Origin of the sequence: Rhodococcus sp. KRD162 (genome assembly GCF_017168335.1) — a bacterium.
In the GTDB taxonomy this organism is placed as follows: Bacteria; Actinomycetota; Actinomycetes; order Mycobacteriales; family Mycobacteriaceae; genus Rhodococcoides.
The window spans coordinates 60,225-76,983 of record NZ_JABFAU010000016.1 but is presented as its reverse complement, the minus strand read 5'-3'; the positions used below and the strand labels follow the sequence as shown (position 1 = coordinate 76,983).

Annotated in this window: 15 protein-coding genes; 6 read left to right on the top strand and 9 right to left on the bottom strand. The window is 64.8% G+C overall.

The window, feature by feature from the left end; translation table 11 throughout:
* Positions 1–1,286 (top strand): trehalose-6-phosphate synthase (locus J1M87_RS22480; RefSeq protein ID WP_206492028.1); only part of this gene is annotated, 1,286 nt, incomplete at its 5' end.
* A 141-nt stretch (positions 1,287–1,427) separates the two neighbouring features.
* Positions 1,428–2,453 carry a ribosome small subunit-dependent GTPase A gene (gene rsgA, locus J1M87_RS22475; protein WP_206492027.1) on the top strand — a complete coding sequence of 342 codons (1,026 nt, stop codon included), beginning with the start codon at positions 1,428–1,430 and terminating at the stop codon, positions 2,451–2,453.
* Between the two features lies 1 nt (position 2,454).
* Here rsgA and J1M87_RS22470 read toward each other — a convergent pair whose 3' ends face one another.
* Complete coding sequence (locus J1M87_RS22470; protein ID WP_206492026.1) at positions 2,455–2,685, bottom strand: hypothetical protein; 231 nt, start codon at positions 2,683–2,685, stop codon at positions 2,455–2,457.
* A 143-nt stretch (positions 2,686–2,828) separates the two neighbouring features.
* Between J1M87_RS22470 and J1M87_RS22465 the strand changes: the two genes are divergently transcribed.
* On the top strand, positions 2,829–4,244 hold the full coding sequence (locus J1M87_RS22465) for an MFS transporter (RefSeq protein WP_206492025.1): 1,416 nt from the start codon (positions 2,829–2,831) through the stop codon (positions 4,242–4,244).
* Positions 4,241–4,645, top strand: coding sequence for a MarR family winged helix-turn-helix transcriptional regulator (locus J1M87_RS22460; protein WP_206492024.1), 405 nt, complete (start codon positions 4,241–4,243; stop codon positions 4,643–4,645). Before J1M87_RS22465 ends, J1M87_RS22460 begins: the two co-directional genes overlap by 4 nt.
* A gap of 1 nt (position 4,646) precedes the next feature.
* Here the strand turns inward: J1M87_RS22460 and J1M87_RS22455 are convergent, their stop codons facing one another.
* The 6 genes from J1M87_RS22455 to J1M87_RS22430 form a co-directional block, all read right to left on the bottom strand.
* On the bottom strand, positions 4,647–5,393 hold the full coding sequence (locus J1M87_RS22455) for an FAD-binding oxidoreductase (protein WP_206492023.1): 747 nt from the start codon (positions 5,391–5,393) through the stop codon (positions 4,647–4,649).
* Positions 5,394–5,544: 151 nt separating this feature from the next.
* Positions 5,545–5,961, bottom strand: coding sequence for a heat shock protein transcriptional repressor HspR (locus J1M87_RS22450; RefSeq protein WP_206492022.1), 417 nt, complete (start codon positions 5,959–5,961; stop codon positions 5,545–5,547).
* Positions 5,961–7,136 carry a molecular chaperone DnaJ gene (gene dnaJ, locus J1M87_RS22445; protein ID WP_206492021.1) on the bottom strand — a complete coding sequence of 392 codons (1,176 nt, stop codon included), beginning with the start codon at positions 7,134–7,136 and terminating at the stop codon, positions 5,961–5,963. Before dnaJ ends, J1M87_RS22450 begins: the two co-directional genes overlap by 1 nt.
* A 31-nt stretch (positions 7,137–7,167) precedes the next feature.
* On the bottom strand, positions 7,168–7,830 hold the full coding sequence (gene grpE, locus J1M87_RS22440; protein WP_206492020.1) for a nucleotide exchange factor GrpE: 663 nt from the start codon (positions 7,828–7,830) through the stop codon (positions 7,168–7,170).
* Positions 7,827–9,671, bottom strand: a complete 1,845-nt coding sequence (dnaK, locus tag J1M87_RS22435; RefSeq protein ID WP_206492019.1) for a molecular chaperone DnaK — start codon at positions 9,669–9,671, stop codon at positions 7,827–7,829. Before dnaK ends, grpE begins: the two co-directional genes overlap by 4 nt.
* A 248-nt stretch (positions 9,672–9,919) precedes the next feature.
* Positions 9,920–10,420 (bottom strand): Pro-kumamolisin, activation domain family protein, encoded by a 501-nt coding sequence (locus J1M87_RS22430; protein ID WP_206492018.1) that lies wholly within the window; start codon positions 10,418–10,420, stop codon positions 9,920–9,922.
* A gap of 298 nt (positions 10,421–10,718) precedes the next feature.
* Here J1M87_RS22430 and treS point away from each other — a divergent pair, with 298 nt between their 5' ends.
* Both treS and J1M87_RS22420 read left to right on the top strand, forming a co-directional pair.
* Positions 10,719–12,899, top strand: coding sequence for a maltose alpha-D-glucosyltransferase (gene treS, locus J1M87_RS22425; RefSeq protein ID WP_206492017.1), 2,181 nt, complete (start codon positions 10,719–10,721; stop codon positions 12,897–12,899).
* 40 nt (positions 12,900–12,939) lie between these two features.
* Positions 12,940–13,494 carry a hypothetical protein gene (locus tag J1M87_RS22420; RefSeq protein WP_206492016.1) on the top strand — a complete coding sequence of 185 codons (555 nt, stop codon included), beginning with the start codon at positions 12,940–12,942 and terminating at the stop codon, positions 13,492–13,494.
* Here the strand turns inward: J1M87_RS22420 and J1M87_RS22415 are convergent.
* Both J1M87_RS22415 and J1M87_RS22410 read right to left on the bottom strand, forming a co-directional pair.
* A complete protein-coding gene (locus tag J1M87_RS22415; RefSeq protein WP_206492015.1) occupies positions 13,483–14,943 on the bottom strand; it encodes a dynamin family protein in 1,461 nt (486 codons plus the stop codon). The two genes, J1M87_RS22420 and J1M87_RS22415, sit on opposite strands and share 12 nt — an antisense overlap.
* The gene (locus tag J1M87_RS22410; RefSeq protein ID WP_206492014.1) at positions 14,940–16,748 is read right to left on the bottom strand and encodes a dynamin family protein; all 1,809 of its coding nucleotides are present in this window, start codon (positions 16,746–16,748) and stop codon (positions 14,940–14,942) included. Before J1M87_RS22410 ends, J1M87_RS22415 begins: the two co-directional genes overlap by 4 nt.
* Positions 16,749–16,759: the final 11 nt, after the last annotated feature.

The following is a 16,759-nucleotide window of genomic DNA, read 5'->3' as shown; positions in this document are numbered from 1 at the left end:
GGGTCGGGGTGTCCGATGTCGACGTCGAGCCCTTCGTCGAGGACGACTTGCAACTGCGTCCGGTCCCGATCAGCGAGAACGAGTACAAGCAGTATTACGAGGGCTTTTCCAACGCCACCCTGTGGCCGCTCTACCACGACGTCATCGTCAAACCGGTGTACGACCGCGACTGGTGGAACGCCTATGTCGAGGTCAACCGCCGCTTCGCCGAGAAGACGTCTGAGGCGGCGGCTCAGGGCGCAACGGTGTGGATCCAGGACTACCAGCTTCAGCTCGTCCCCAAGATGCTGCGCATGCTGCGCCCCGATCTGACCATCGGGTTCTTTCTGCACATCCCGTTCCCGCCGATCGAGCTGTTCATGCAGATGCCGTGGCGCACCGAGATCGTCGAAGGACTGCTCGGTGCCGACCTCATCGGCTTCCACCTGTCCGGCGGCGCGCAGAACTTCCTCTACCTTGCCCGACGCCTCGCCGGGGGAACCACGTCCCGCGGCACCGTCGGCGTGCGGTCCAAGTTGGGCGTCGTGCAGGTGGGGTTCAGGACCGTGCGAGTCGGCGCGTTTCCGATCTCCATCGATTCCGGTGATCTCGACACCAAGTCACGGACGAAGGCCGTCCGCGATCGCGCGAAGCAACTGCGCAAGGATCTCGGCAACCCGAAACGCATCATGCTCGGCGTCGATCGCTTGGACTACACCAAGGGAATCGACGTCCGGCTCAATGCTTTTCGCGAGTTGCTCGAAGAGGGACGCGTCGATCCGGCCGAGAACATCATCGTGCAGTTGGCGACGCCGAGCCGTGAACGCGTCGAGAGTTACGTCGCGATGCGCAGCGAGATCGAGCAACAGGTGGGTCGAATCAACGGCGAGTACGGCCAGGTGGGGCACCCGGTGGTGCACTACCTGCACCGGCCGATCCCCCGCGACGACCTGCTGGCGTATTTCGTCGCCGCCGACGTCATGCTGGTCACCCCGCTGCGCGACGGCATGAACCTCGTCGCCAAGGAATACGTGGCCTGCCGAAGCGATCTCGGCGGAGCGTTGGTCCTCAGCGAATTCACCGGTGCTGCAGCAGAACTGCGTCAGGCGTACTTGTGCAACCCACATGACCTGGACAGCGTGAAAGACGCGATCACCGGCGCACTCGAACAGGAACCCGAAGCAGGCAAACGGCACATGCGTGCCATGCGTCGGCAGGTGCTCGCGCACGATGTCGATCGCTGGGCTCGCTCTTTCCTGACCGCGCTGGCACAACCCCCGGAGGGGTCCGGCCCGGCGCAGCGATAAATCGCTTTCCCGAGACCGTCGACGGCTGTTAGCGTGCCGTCGACGGTTTTTTCATGCGCTTTCACGTGAGGAGGTGGGCATCATGGCCACCTGGACGAGCACACACCCGAGCCCTCGTTCCGCCTCTCCGAAGGATCTTGCATGTCTCCACTGGACCAGTACGGCCTCGACCAGCACTGGCTGACCGAGTTCGAAAAGCTCACCCCGGGATCGGTTCTCGGCCGCGTCGTTCGCGTAGACCGCGGTGAATTCGATGCCGTGACCGGCGACGGAATCGTCCGCGGCGCAGGCACTCGTACCTGCGCCGGGGACTGGGTCGCCCTCCGGCCACATTCCGAACGCCAGTTCCTCCTGGCCGATATCCTGCCCCGCCGAACGGCGATCGAACGCGCCTGCGCCGGATCGTCCTCCGAGACACAGGTTCTCGGGGCGAATGTCGATACCGTCGTGGTGGCTGTCGCGTCGGACACCACTGTCGATCTCGGTCGCGTCGAGCGCTACCTCACGCTTGTCTGGGGCAGCGGCGCCGTCCCCGTTCTCGCGATCACCAAAGCCGACAGTGGCACCGTGGCCGAGGACCAGCTTCGAGCCTGCGCGCCCGGCGTCGCCGTCTGCCGTACCAGCGCACTGTCGGGCGACGGAATCGATTCACTGACAACGCATCTGCGCGGAACGGTGGCGCTGATCGGGCCGTCGGGATCGGGAAAGTCGACCCTCGGCAATGCCTTGCTCGATCGCAGCGCATTCGTCACCGGCGACACCCGTGCGGCGGACAGCAAGGGCAGACACACGACGACGCATCGCGAGTTGGTGCCGATTCCCGACACGGGACTGACGCTCCTGGACACGCCGGGCCTGCGGTCGGTGGGGGTGCAGGGATCGGAAGATGCGGTGGCAAGCACTTTTTCCGACATCGAGGAACTCGCCGCCTCGTGTCGCTTCGGCGACTGCGCGCACGTGCACGAGCCCGGGTGTGCGGTGCTCGCCGCCGTCGATTCGGGTGAACTCACCGCTCGTCGGCTCGGAAATTACCGAAAGCTGCTGCGGGAGAACGCGTGGGCAACCTCGAGGCATGATGCCAGAGCACGCAGCGAGAAGCTGCGGGAGTTCAAGCAGATCTCGAAGTCGCTGCGGCAGAAGTACGCGGCGGAACGAAAGGTGCGGTAGGTCAGTTCTCGTCGAACAGCGAGGGGTTCTCGCTCTCCGCCTCTGCCTGTGGAGTCGAACCCTCGTTGCTCGACGCCTTGCGCACCACCTCGACCGTGGTGGTCCGTACCGACAGTCGATGTCCGTCGTGATGCTCGAGCAACGCCAAACCCTGGCGGATCTCGAGCACCTTCCACGGGCCGGCGTGCCCGGACGCCTGAACCAGGTCGCCTGGTGCGATCTCGGAAGCCACGGTTGTTCTCCATTCACGAATACAGCGAGTCTGTGACCCACACCCTAGCGGGCAACGTCACGTGCATCGCACTTGCTCGCTCAACAAGTTAGGAGTACTCATGTAATAGTTGTACATATACACATACTTGGCTGGAGGTGGACATGGGCGAGTTGACCCGACGGCACCGATATTCGGTGCTCGGCATCTGCTGCCTCAGCCTGTTTCTCGTCAGCACCGACAACACGATCGTCAACATCGCACTGCCGTCGATGCGCGCCGACCTGAACGCGTCGGTATCCGGTCTGCAATGGATCATCGATGCATACACCCTGGTAGTGGCGTCACTGCTCATGCTCGGCGGCTCGATGGCCGACAGGTACGGCCGCAAGCGCTTCTTCCTCATCGGAACCGGGACGTTCGTACTCGGGTCCCTGCTGTGCAGCATCGCACCCTCCCTCGGCTGGCTCGTCGCCTTCCGCATGCTCCAAGCCGTCGGCGGCTCGATGATGAATCCCGTGGCGATGTCGATCATCACCAACACCTTCACCGACCCCAAAGAACGCGCCGGGGCCATCGGAATGTGGGGTGCCGTCGTGGGAATCTCGATGTCGGCCGGCCCCGCTCTCGGCGGCGTCCTCGTCACCGCGGCCGGATGGCAGTCCATCTTCTGGATCAACGTCCCCGTGGGCATCTTCGCGCTGGCCATGACGCTGAAATTCGTCCCCGAATCCAAAGCCGAACACTCACGCAAGTTCGACCCGGCCGGTCAGATCCTGATCTTCGCGTTCCTCGTCTCCCTGGTGTTCACCATCATCGAGGGCCCGACGAAGGGCTGGTCATCGCCGCCGATCGTGCTCACCGGTGCCATTGCACTCGGCTCCCTCCTCGGCCTGTTGGTCGTCGAATCGCGTCTCGAAGAGCCGTTGATCCAACTGAAGTTCTTCCGCAGTGCGCCCTTCAGTGGAGCGACGGTGATCGCGGTGTGCGCCTTCGCATCCCTCGGCGGATTCCTGTTCCTCAACACCCTCTACCTCCAGGATGTGCGCGGCTTCTCGCCCCTGCACGCCGGTCTCCTCACCCTGCCGATGGCATTGATGACCCTGATCTTCGCGCCGATCTCCGGGCGCATCGTCGGCTCCCTCGGAGCGCGAATTCCACTGCTGGTCGCAGGCATCGGATTCGTGACCTCGGCCTTGATGCTCAGTCGGATGGCCCCCACGACCTCCTTCACCTGGCTGGCGGTGGCGTACGTGATCTTCGGAATATCGTTCGGCATGGTCAACGCCCCGATCACCAACACCGCGGTGTCCGGGATGCCGCGCAGCCAGGCTGGAGTGGCGTCCGCGATCGCCTCGACCAGCAGGCAGGTGGGTCAGTCACTCGGCGTGGCGGTCGTCGGCTCGATCGTCACCGCGAGCATCGTCGGTGAGATCTCCGACGGTTTCACCGCTGCCGCAGTGCCCGCGTGGTTCGTCATCGCAGGTGCAGGCGTGGTCGTCACCGTGCTCGCACTGGTCACCACCGGCCGCTGGGCCCGATCGACCGCCGAGACCATCGGCCGTCCGGTGCTCGTATGACGAACTCCGATGCGGCCGCCGTCTGGCGTGAGATGCGCGCGTTGATGCTCGAGAAACACGACACCAGACGTGCCGTCGCCGAGGCCACCGGAATGAGCTTCCTCCGGGCCAAACTGCTGACCAAGTTACTCACCTCCGATCGGACGGTAACCGAGCTGGCCGAGATCCTCGCGTCCGATGCGCCCTACGTGTCGCTCAACGTTCGCGAACTGGAAAAGCGAGAACTGGTGATCCGCACCGAGGACCCCGACGATCGCCGACGCCGCATCATTGGACTCACCGACGCCGGACGCCGCCTCGCCGAAACGGCCCGATCCATCGCCGACGCCCCGCCCCCGGAGTTCACCACCACATCGGCGGAGGATCTGGCCCATCTACGACGGATTCTGCGGCTGCCCTGACTCAGCGGCGCACCGCGTCGAGTGGGGTGCCGATCTCGACGAGTGCGCGCACGGTGGCCGCTTCCATACCCGGTGATCCGCACACCAGGATCTGCCGATCCGGGTAGGGGCCCTGTGTGGCAACCACATCGGCCACAGCACCCTCCCAGCAGTGTTCGGGCTCGAAGAATGCTGCGGTGGAACCGATCTCGGCATGAATCCGGTCGTTCCACCGGTCCGAGGCCCAGGGCTCGTGCAACTGATCGACCACAGGTACGACGGTCAGCCACGGCAGTTCTGCCGCCATCAACCACAGCATGTCGCTCGCGTAGAGATCGCGGGGCGACTTACCTCCGACGAAGAGCGTCACCTTCGGTGGCCTCTCCCATCGGGTGAGGTCGAGCAGAATGGCGCGCAACGGAGCCAGTCCGGTGCCGCCCGCGATCATCACCACGTCGCGACCCGAATCGTCGACGTGCAGACTGCCCTGCGGGTCACTGATCTGCCAGACGTCACCGGGCCGTGTCTCGTTGACGATGCCCCCGCTGACCCAGCCGGCCGGAACTGCGCGGACGTGGAACTCCAGCTTGCCGTCGAGCGATGGCGGCAATGCGGGCGAATACCGACGGGTCAGCGCAGAATGCTGAGGAACGGACACCGACACCGACTGGCCCGCCTTGAACGGCACCACATCGCCTTCGAGCCGAATTACCGCGAGGTCGTTCCGAAGGCGGTGGTACTGAACGACCGTCGATTTCCACGCCTGCATGTCGACCAGGATAGGGGCTCGAGCTCCCTCCGCATCGCGCTCCCCGCGAACGCGCGCGCATTCGCCGGACGCGAGCAAAATAGCGGCCGAACCGAGCACGAGAACGCGCGCACCTGGCGAAGGCGCGCGCGTTTGCGAGCTGGGCGAACCCTCAGCGCTGATGCCTCGGCTTCCAGACGACCAGGGCATTGCGTTGAATCGGCACCAGATCGCGGCGATAGCTCGCGTGCACGGTCGCCAGCTCCTGCGCCAGCTCGGACACCCGAGCCTGGAGAGCCTCGACCTGATTGGTGAGTTCGATGATGCGCTTGATTCCGGCGAGATTGACCCCCTCGTCCTGCGAGAGTCGTTGCACTTCACGGAGCAATGCGACGTCCCGCGGCGAGTAGCGTCGTCCCCCGCCGGTGGTGCGATGCGGAATGACGAGCCCGAGCCTGTCGTAGGTGCGCAGGGTTTGCGCATGCATGCCCGCAAGCTGCGCGGCGACCGAGATCACGAAGATCTGGGCGTCCGGATCAGCCTGTACTCCGCCGGATTTCGCGGCACCACCGTCTGGGGGAACCGACATCACACACCTGCCCACCCGGCCCGCGGGTCGAATCCGCTGGCCTTCTCGGCTTCCAGATAGTTCTTCAAGGCGTCGGTAGCAGCATTGTCCAGTTTCTGCGGGACGGCAACTTTGACGGTCACCATCAGGTCACCGGTGCCGGACTTCTTCGGGATGCCGCGACCCCGTACGCGCAACACTCGGCCGTCGACGGTTCCCGGTGGAACCTTGACACCGACGCGTCCGTCGAGGGTGGGCACCGACAGCGTGGTACCGAGCACCAACTCGCCGTAGCTCACCGGGACGGTCACCGTCAGATCGTTGTCGGTTCGCCCGAATACCTTGTCGGGCTTGACCCGTACCGTCACGAACAAGTCGCCGGACGGGGCACCGCGCAGCCCTGCCTCGCCCTGTCCGGCGAGGCGCACCTTCTGGCCGTCGCTGATTCCGGCCGGTACGCGCACGGTAATGCTGCGGGTCCGGTTCTGCACTCCGGTTCCACGGCAGTCGGCGCATGGTTCGTCGATGATGGAACCGGAACCGCGGCAGTCGTCGCACGGTTCACTGAAGCCGAATGCGCCTTGGTTCCTGTTGACGACGCCCTGGCCGTTGCACTTGGGGCACACTCGGGGGCTGGTCCCTGGCTTGGCACCGCTGCCGTGGCAGGTGGTGCACGAGGACGGACTGGTCAACCGCAAGGGGACCGTAACGCCCTGTGCCGCTTCACGGAACTGCAGCGTGGTCTCGGTTTCGACGTCACTGCCGCGTCGAGGCCGATTGTTCTGTGGGCGCGCCGCGCCACCACCGCGATTGAACAGGCCACCGAACAGGTCGCCGAGTCCGCCGTCGCCGCCACCTTGGCCGAAGATGTCGCCTACGTCGAAGCTCTGACCACCGCCGCCGAATCCGCCTGCACCCGGTGAGAAGCCACCGCCGCCGCGGCTACCGAAGCCACCGGAGGCGAACAGCCGCCTGGCCTCGTCGTACTCCTTGCGCTTGGCCGGGTCGGCCAGAACGGCGTGCGCCTCGCTGACCGCCTTGAACTTGTTCTCGGCGGCGGCATTGCCGGGATTGGCGTCGGGATGGTTGTCCCGAGCCAACTTTCGGTACGCCTTCTTGATGTCTTCTGCACTAGCGCTGGAGGAAACGCCCAGCTCCTTGTAGAAGTCCTTCTCGATCCACTCCCGCTGGCTCACCGGGCGTCTCCTCCTCTCGCGCTATTTCTTTTTACTGCTCGTCGGACGCAGGTGCATCCGATTCCTCTGGTGCCGGACTTTCACCAGCACTGTCGATCACGCCGACCATCGCGGTGCGCAGAACACGCTCGCCGAGCTTGTAGCCCGGACGCATCAGCGTTCCGACGACCGGACTGCTGCCGTCGCCCTCGTGCGAGACGGCCTCGTGGATGGCCGGGTCGAAGGCGTCGCCCTCGGCCCCGAAGGTGGTCAGGCCGATGTTCGAGAACACCCCTGCCAGCTTGTCTGCCACGGCCTTGAGCGGTCCGGTTTCGAGATCGCCGTGCTGGCGTGCTCGCTCGAGGTCGTCGAGGACCGGGAGCAACTGCGAGACGACGGACGCCTTCGCATTCTCTGCTCCGCTCTGCTTCTCGCGATCGGTGCGACGCCGATAGTTGGCGTACTCGGCCGAGACTCGCTGCAGGTCGGCGGTGAGCTCGGCGATCTGAGTATCACGAGGATCCTCTACGACCTCGGGCTCGGTCTCCGTCTCGCTGTCTGTCCCTTCCTCTACCGAGCCGGGCTGGGGCGCAGCGCCGGTGCCCGCGAGGGGCTCCGGAACTGCGTCGCCGTCCCGTACTTCACCGGTCTCGGGATCGATCTTCCGCTTGTCCACGAAAGTGACCGGTTCTTGCTCGGTGTTACCCGAGGTCACTTCTTCTCCGCGTCGTCGGCGGGCTCGTCGACAACCTCTGCGTCGACTACACCGTCGTCAGCGGCCTGGGCCTCGCCTTCTGCGCCGCCCTGCTCCTTGGCCTGAGCCTCGTAGATGGCGGTGCCGAGGGCCTGCGACTCGGTGGAGAGCTTCTCCACGGCAGACTTCACTGCCGAGATGTCGCTGCCCGCGAGAGCCGACTTGGCGTCGGAGATGGCGGTTTCGACGCGTCCCTTGAGCTCGGCGTCGACCTTGTCCTCGTTGTCCTTGACGAACTTCTCCGTCTGGTGCACGAGGGACTCGGCCTGGTTGCGGACCTCGGCCTCTTCGCGACGAGCCTTGTCCTCGTCTGCGTGAGCTTCGGCGTCGGCGACCATGCGGTCGATCTCTTCCTTGGACAGACCGGAGCCGTCCTGGATCTTGATCGTGTTTTCCTTACCGGTGCCCTTGTCCTTGGCCGTGACGTGCACGATGCCGTTGGCGTCGATGTCGAAGGTGACCTCGATCTGCGGGACGCCGCGAGGAGCCGGGGGCAGCTCGGTCAGCTCGAAGGAGCCGAGGAGCTTGTTGTGCGCTGCGATCTCGCGCTCGCCCTGGAAGACCTGAATCTGCACCGACGGCTGATTGTCGTCGGCCGTGGTGAAGGTCTCGGACCGCTTCGTGGGGATGGTGGTGTTGCGCTCGATGAGCTTGGTCATGACACCGCCCTTGGTCTCGATACCGAGAGACAGGGGCGTGACGTCGAGGAGCAGAACGTCCTTGACCTCACCCTTGAGCACACCGGCCTGCAGTGCAGCACCGACGGCCACGACCTCGTCCGGGTTCACGCCCTTGTTGGGCTCGCGTCCACCGGAGAGTTCCTTGACCAGTTCCGACACCGCGGGCATGCGGGTGGATCCACCGACGAGCACGACGTGGTCGATGTCCTTGACGGCGATACCGGAATCCTTCACCACTGCCTGGAACGGCGCACGCGTGCGATCGAGCAGGTCCGAGGTGATCTTCTGGAACTCCGAGCGGCTGAGCTGCTCGTCGAGGAACAGCGGGTTCTTGTCACCGTCGACGGTGATGTAGGGCAGGTTGATCGAGGTGCTCTGGCTCGACGACAGCTCGATCTTCGCCTTCTCGGCGGCCTCACGCAGACGCTGCAGCGCCATCTTGTCCTTGGTCAGATCGATGCCGTTCTGCGCCTTGAACTTGTCGACGAGCCAGGTGACGATGCGCTCGTCCCAGTCGTCGCCACCGAGGTGGTTGTCACCGGAGGTCGCACGGACCTCGACGACACCGTCGCCGATCTCGAGGAGGGAGACGTCGAACGTGCCGCCACCGAGGTCGAACACGAGAATGGTCTGTTCCTTGTCGCCCTTGTCCAGGCCGTATGCCAGTGCGGCAGCGGTGGGCTCGTTGACGATGCGCAGGACGTTCAGGCCGGCGATCTGGCCGGCTTCCTTGGTCGCCTGACGCTGCGCGTCCTCGAAGTATGCGGGGACGGTGATAACGGCGTCGGTGATGTCTTCGCCCAGGTACGCCTCGGCGTCGCGCTTGAGCTTCATGAGCGTGCGCGCGCTGATCTCCTGCGGCGTGTACTTCTTGTCGTCGATCCCGACGGTCCAGTCGGTGCCGATGTGGCGCTTGACCGAACGGATGGTGCGATCGACGTTGGTGACCGCCTGGTTCTTCGCGGACTGGCCGACCAGCACTTCACCGTTCTTGGCGAAAGCGACGATCGACGGGGTGGTGCGTGATCCCTCGGAGTTGGCGACGACAACCGGTTCGCCGCCCTCGAGGACGGACACGACCGAGTTGGTGGTCCCGAGGTCGATACCGACCGCACGAGCCATAATGTTTCCTCCTGTTGTTGCGTGGGTTCCAGTCCCTGGGTGAGCGAACTCCGCTCAAGTTTGCACAACGCGATCTATCGCGTCAACTTTCAACTTGAGCCTCATCCACTCAAGGCTGCTGACCTGCACAACGGAGGGTGTGGCGAATTTGTTCCCCAGTGCCCGCAGCAGTACGCCGCGACGATCGGCGTGGATCGTCGCGGCGCAGCGGGGAGATGGATCGTGGGGAACTACATGGTCGTGGGGAACTACTCGGAAGACTCCTCGTCCGGCACCGGGATGCAGCTGTGGCTCAGCAGTCCGGCGGTGATGTTGTTCATGAAGTCGGCGTCGAGCGCACTGGCGAAGGCCGCGGCACCGGCGGGACGGGCGACCCATTCGCGATCGACCGAGGGCACCGTGTAGGTGGCTGCCTCGCCTGCCTCGATGACCTTTTCGGTGTTCTGACCCTGAACTCCGGGCAGCGCGCCGTAGTTGACGTTGACGTTCGACGCGTCGTCCGCACCGATGTTCTCGACCTTGACCTCCAGCGCGACGACTCCGCCCTCGGGTGCGTCCTCGACGGTGGTGTCACAGACAGCGGCCATGGTCACCACCAGATCGGGGCTCTCGAGAACCACCGAGCCGAGCGGGCCGACGGGTTCGGGATCGGGTTCGGCAGAGGCGGCAGGTGCGAGGGCAACCGCACCGATGGCGGCGGCCAGAGCGGCCGTCGAGGCCAGGATCGATGTGCGGGCAAGACGTCGCATGAACAACTCCTGTAGCTGAGGGGGATGTGGCTCATGAGTCTGATGTGACTGATGAGGCGGTTGGTACTCACTCACTATGGCCTATCGGAATCAGACATTCCACACCAGGCGGTCTCGATTCGATGACGTTCGCATATCGAAGGAACTGGACTCGAACGAATGACATTGCTGTCATTCGACGCGGTCTTCGGCGGCCGGCGCGTCAGGTTTCACGCGCCGACGATCAGGGGAAACCACAATCCTGCGGATCGGCCGCGCCCTACGTAGGGTTTGAAGAAAAGCGAGGCTACGGAGGCACATGGATCCCGAAGTGCAGCACGAACCGAGCGAGATCACCTACGACGAGAAGTTCTATCCGGCTCGGCCGAAGCCACTTCGCCCCTCCGTGCGCCGGGCCAATCGCAGCAGCAACCCCACACCCGACAGCGAACCGGTTGCATCGAATCCCGAGTACGTGGACTGGCTCACCGAACAGTCGATGCTGCGGGACGCCAAGCTGATCGCCGAGCAGCTCTCGGGCAAGGGCAGCATGTGGCAGAACCCCTACGCCGATCCTGACCCTCGTGCGGCCGTCGAACGCGCTCCGGTGTGGTTCACCGCGTATCCCATCTCGGTGATCAACGCTCCGCAGACGAGCTTCCTGAGCACCTTGGGCGACGAGAAACTGTGGCAGGCCTTCTCCGAAATCGGTGTCACCGCAGTGCACACCGGGCCGGTGAAGGTGGCGGGCGGCATCCACGGCTGGCGTCCGACGCCATCGGTCGACGGCCACTTCGACCGCATCGGTATGCAGATCGACCCTGCCTTCGGCTCGGAAGAGGAGTTCCGACGCCTGTGCGTTGTGGCCTCCGCATACGACGGCATCGTCATCGACGACATCGTGCCGGGACACACCGGCAAGGGCGCAGATTTCCGGTTGGCCGAGATGGCCGTCGCCGATTACCCCGGCATCTATCACATGGTCGAGATCGAACCGCAGGACTGGCACCTGCTACCGCGAGTGCGCGCCGGAGCCGACTCGCAGAACATCGACGCCGAGGCAGAGGCCAACCTCGCTCGCGCCGGGTACATCATCGGCCAGTTGCAGCGGGTGATCTTCTACGAGCTCGGCGTCAAGGAAACCAACTGGAGCGCAACCCCTCCCGTCGTCGGTATCGACGGAATCGAACGTCGCTGGGTGTACCTGCACTACTTCAAGGCCGGTCAACCCTCGATCAACTGGCTCGATCCCTCCTTCGCCGGAATGCGACTGGTGATCGGCGACGCATGCCATTCGATCGCCGATCTGGGAGCAGGCGCATTGCGCTTGGACGCCAACGGTTTCCTCGGTGTCGAGCGCCGGGCAGAGGGGCCGGGCTGGTCCGAGGGCCACCCGCTCTCGGAGGCGGCCAACCACCTGATCGCCAGCGTCGTACGCAAGATGGGCGGGTTCACCTTCCAGGAGTTGAACCTGACGATCGACGACATCAAGGCGATGGGCACCAACGGTGCCGATCTGTCGTACGACTTCATCAACCGTCCGGCCTACCAGCATGCACTCGTCATGGGGAACACCGAGTTTCTCAGGCTCACCATGACCCTCGCCCGCGACCACGGCGTCGACAGCGCGTCCCTGGTGCACGCGCTGCAGAACCACGACGAGATGACCTTCGAGCTCATCCACTTCGCCACCCTGCATGCAGAGGACGAGTTCTCCTACGGCGGGGAGACGGTCAAGGGCTGCGATCTCGGAGACCGTATTCGCGGCGAGCTGACCGATCGCCTCACCGGACGCTGGGCACCGTACAACCGAACCTTCACGACCAACGGAATCGCCTGCACCACAGCAAGTGTCATCACGGCCTCACTCGGCATCCGCGATCTCGAACGGATGGACGAGGAAGACATCGAGACCGTCAAGCGCGCCCACCTGCTGCTCGCGATGTACAACGCACTCCAGCCCGGCGTGTTCGCATTGTCCGGCTGGGATCTGCTGGGGATTCTCCCCGTCGACGCAGCGGAGGTCGACGACCTCATCCGCGAGGGCGACACCCGTTGGCTCAACCGCGGCGCACACGACCTGATGGGCAACTTCCCCGACGCGGTGCGTTCGGAGTCCGGAATTCCTCGCGGGCGAAGCCTGTACGGATCGCTTCCCGAGCAGCTGGCCGACCCGCAGTCGTTCGCTCGTCAGTTGGCCCGAATCATCGAGCTGCGAAAGAAGTTCGGTATCGCAACCGCCCAGCAGATCGACATCCCGACGGTCTCGCACAAGGGCCTGCTGGTGATGGTGCACGAGTTGAGTCAGGGCACCATCGAGGCCACGGTACTCAACTTCTCGTCCGAGGAGATCAGCGCGACCATTCAGTCGAAGCATCTGGTGCCGGGTACCTGCGCTGTCGATGTGTTCGACGACAACGAAATCGCAACCGTGGACGAGCTGAACAGCTTCCCGATGACTCTGCGTCCGTACGAGGGCGTGGCGGTGATCCTGCGTTGAGTCGGCAATCGATCTGCGTCGACCGATAGAATGCTCCATCGTGGCCGAAGAAGAGAACGATCCAGCACCGAAGCAGTCTCGGCGTCCGCAGCCGCCGCGGCCCGAGGTAGTGGTGGAACCGCTCCGGCCGCGGCAGGACAGCGCTCCGTCGGCACTTCCCAAGGTTGCCCGGGCACTGTGGATGGTGACGACGGCCCTGGTTCTCGCGTTGGCCCTCGTCATTGCGCTGAACTGGGAGACCGTGCTCGCTGCCGTCGAAACCGCAGTATCGCAGCAAGATTCGACGGCGAGCGCGGCCGATGTTCGCACCACCGCGTCGGCCACGCTGCTCTCGAGCGGCGCGGCGTCCGCGGTACTGGTGCTCCTCGGATTCGTCGCACTGAACTTGCTGCGTGGCGCGGCGACCTCGTCCAAGGTTCTGATGGGGGCTGTCGGAATCTTGACCATCGGCGCAGCCGTCACCTTCTCGACCTTCGTCTCCGACGCCTCCGCACTGCTCGGCGGCGTTCTGCGCTGGGGGCCGTACGTCGTGGCCGCTACCGCAGCGGTGGCCACTGTCGTCGCCGTACTGCCCCGGCGGTCCTCACGCCAGTGAGGCGAGAATCCCTTCTGCGCTGCGAGCGGCCGAGGCGCACGAGGTAGAGGTGAACTGATCCAGCAGTGGATGCTCGGACAACTCTCGCCACCTGTGCACGGCCGCCAGCGCGGTGTCGCGCAGTTGGTTACGTCCGGCGTCCGGCGGTAGGTTCAGCCGCTCGGTGGCGGCGATGCCGAATCCGCCGATGATTCGCTGCAGATCGAGCAGCGCACCCTCCGGGAGTTTCGGTGTGGTGGAGCGCAATCGGCCGAGCAGCCGGAGTTCGGCGAAGCCGTGTACATCTGCGAGCATTCTTCCGGCCTCGGTGCGCAACGCTTTCGATTCCGGCCTGAACTCCAGAATCCGTTGCAGGGCAACCAGTGCCGAATGTAATTTCAACTGGTCGGCACGTTGCCCGAACTGCACGTCGATCACCGACCGAAGCTCGCTCAGGCCGCTGCGTTCGACCAGATCGGCAGCCAGCGTCGGCGAATCTCGGACCCCGAGTCGGATGAGGGTGACCGCCATCCGGATGCCGAACAAGCCGAATCGGTCGACGATACTGGCCCGCAGCCCTGCATCGACGGGCAGAGTGCTCTCGGGCCGCACGAAACGATCAGCCGAGAGCATAGCCAACTGCAGATCCTCGGTCGGTACCGTCGCAAGCATCTCGAACGCCGCGAATTCGTTCTGCCGCAACGTCTCCGCACCGAGGGCAAGCAGACCCGCGACGGGGACCACCGCCTGGCACAACCCGGTGGCCTCGAGTTCGGACGCGAACCGCGCGGCGACCTCCTTGGCCGACATCATCGCATCCATCCGGCCGGAACCGACCTCGTCGGCCCGCGAGACCACCCCGATCACACCCAGCGGCCCCGAATCACCGCCCACGTGTGCGCCGATCTGCCCGAGAAAAGACACGTCCGACGCGTTGAGGGTGCGGAGCAGGTACACGACGGCGTCGGCTCCCGAGGACGCGTTCTCCGGGGTCAGCATCGCCAGCGTCCGCGCCGAGACATCCCGCGACAGCGACGATGTACCGGGCGTGTCGATGATGGTCGTCTGCGCCAGCGCGCTCGCCGGCCATTCCACGTCCAGGCGATCGACCTGCGCTGCCGTCAGCGAGCCGAGGTCGAACGTCAATCGCCCCTCCCGCCGTTGCACCGGCACGTTCGCCGCCCGGTCGCCGTCGTACCATGCGGTGACGGCCGGGGTGACGCCGTTGCGGTACCACGTCACCACCTTGGTGCATTCCGTGGCGTCGGTCGGGGCAATATCTTGCCCCACGAGTGAATTGAGCAGCGTGGACTTTCCGGCTTTGAGGGAACCGGCGAGTGCCACCCGTAGCGGCTCGTCCAGGCGGTACAGGCACTCGTCGAGCATCCACGACGCCTCGGCGTCACCGGCACAGGTCGATCGGGCCGCCGAGATCAAATCTCGTGCCCGATCCAGGGCGGTCACGCTCATACTGCGGTGTCCGCGACGAGAGCTGTTGCCTGAGAGTTCAAATCGGCTGCCTGCTGCATGTGCTGCTCGAGTTGAGCGATCCGTGCGGCGCGGTCCGTGTTGTCGGCGGCGGCAGCTTCCTGCGCCGAGCGCAGCGACTCGTTGAGCGAACGCACGGTCTGCTCGGCGATGGACGTGAAATGGTCACGCAGTACTCGTTGGATCTGCCGCAACCGATCCTTCGACTCCTTGCCCACCTGAAAGCTGACATCGTCGGTGAACCGGCGGATCGCCATCTTGGCCTCGGCTCGACGCGCTTTGACGCGATTCTCCTTGTCCTCCTTGTACGCCTTGGTACCCAGCAGCACACCCGCGCCGATCGAGATCGGGTTGAGCAGGCTCAGACCGACGAAGGTGGTGATCAGACCGAACATCAGCACGCCGCCGTAGGATCCGCGCATTCCCACCAGAACCTTCTGGGTGATGCCGATACGACCGGATTCCAGATCGGCCAACGACGAGACGGGTTCGAGGACGTTGTCCAGGTCACCGAGATCGAGATCGGGCAGCGCTGCCGCCCCGGACGAGGCGAAGTGCTCGGCCACCAACTCCGAAAGCCACAGTGCCCGTTCGTGTGCCCAGACGAAGTTGTCGCCCACCGACGCGGCGATCTGTTCCTCGAGCCACTCGCCGAGTTGCGGCCAGTCCTTCTCCGGATCTCCCTCGTCGACGGTCTCTTCCGCTTCCCGGGTGACGCGCCGCAACCGGTCGCGTAGATCGTGATCGATATCGGACGCGAGATCGGCAATGCCGTCACCGAGCGTCTGCTGCCACTGCGAGGAACGCTTGTGCAATTCCTCGGCGGCGGACTTGGCGCGCTGCAGCCCGGCGACGGCCGCCGCTGCTCGCTCCGGATCCTTCAGCGCCGCAAGCTCACTGCCGAACGAGAGGGTCAGATGTTCGGTGACCGACCGGACATCGAGCGACACCGAGGAGCGTGCCAGCACATCTGCCCGGGCCACCACCTCGTCACGCAAGAAGGCGTACAGCTGCTGGAACCCTGACTCGGCGTTGAGTTCCTCGTCGTTCAAACGTAGTGCGTGCGAACGCAACAGAGAGGACACCGGCAACATCTGGACGTCCATGCCTGCGCGGCCGAGGTGCCCACGGTTGGCCTCGACGATCTGCCGCCAGTGCGGATACAGATCGATCTTGGTGATCAGCACCGCCACGGCCGGGCACAAGCCTTGCACCTGTCGCAGAAAGGACAGTTCGGGCTCGGTGAATTCGCGGGAGGCGTCGGACACGACGAGCACCGCGTCGGCCGACGGAATCAGACCCAATGTGCCTGCGGCGTGCGGATTTCCGTGACCGCCGACTCCTGGGGTGTCGACCAGCACCAATCCGTCTGCGAGCAGTGGGCTCGGCACCGCGATCTCCAGGCGCAGCACTTCACGCCCCTGGGCCAGGGGGCTGGCCGGGGTGACCGAGGTGACCTCCTCGGGCGGAACGTCCACCCGGACGGGCTCGTTGCCCGGATCAGCGAGCACCAGCTGCGCCGAGAAATTCTCGGCATTGGACACCACCGTCGGGATGGCGGTGGTCTCGTCGTCGCCGACCGAGCACACCGTCAGATTGAGCAGTGAATTCACGAACTGGCTCTTGCCCTGCTTGAGTGGCCCGACGACGATGATGCGTCGGCGTGGATCCAATACCCGCGATCGAGCTGCCTCGACTCGATCGACCAAATCGGATCTGCCTGCCGAAGCCGCCACCGCCGCAGTTCGACTGAGCAGCTCGGCCAGCTCCGTAGATTGCCCGTCCATACGCTTGTATT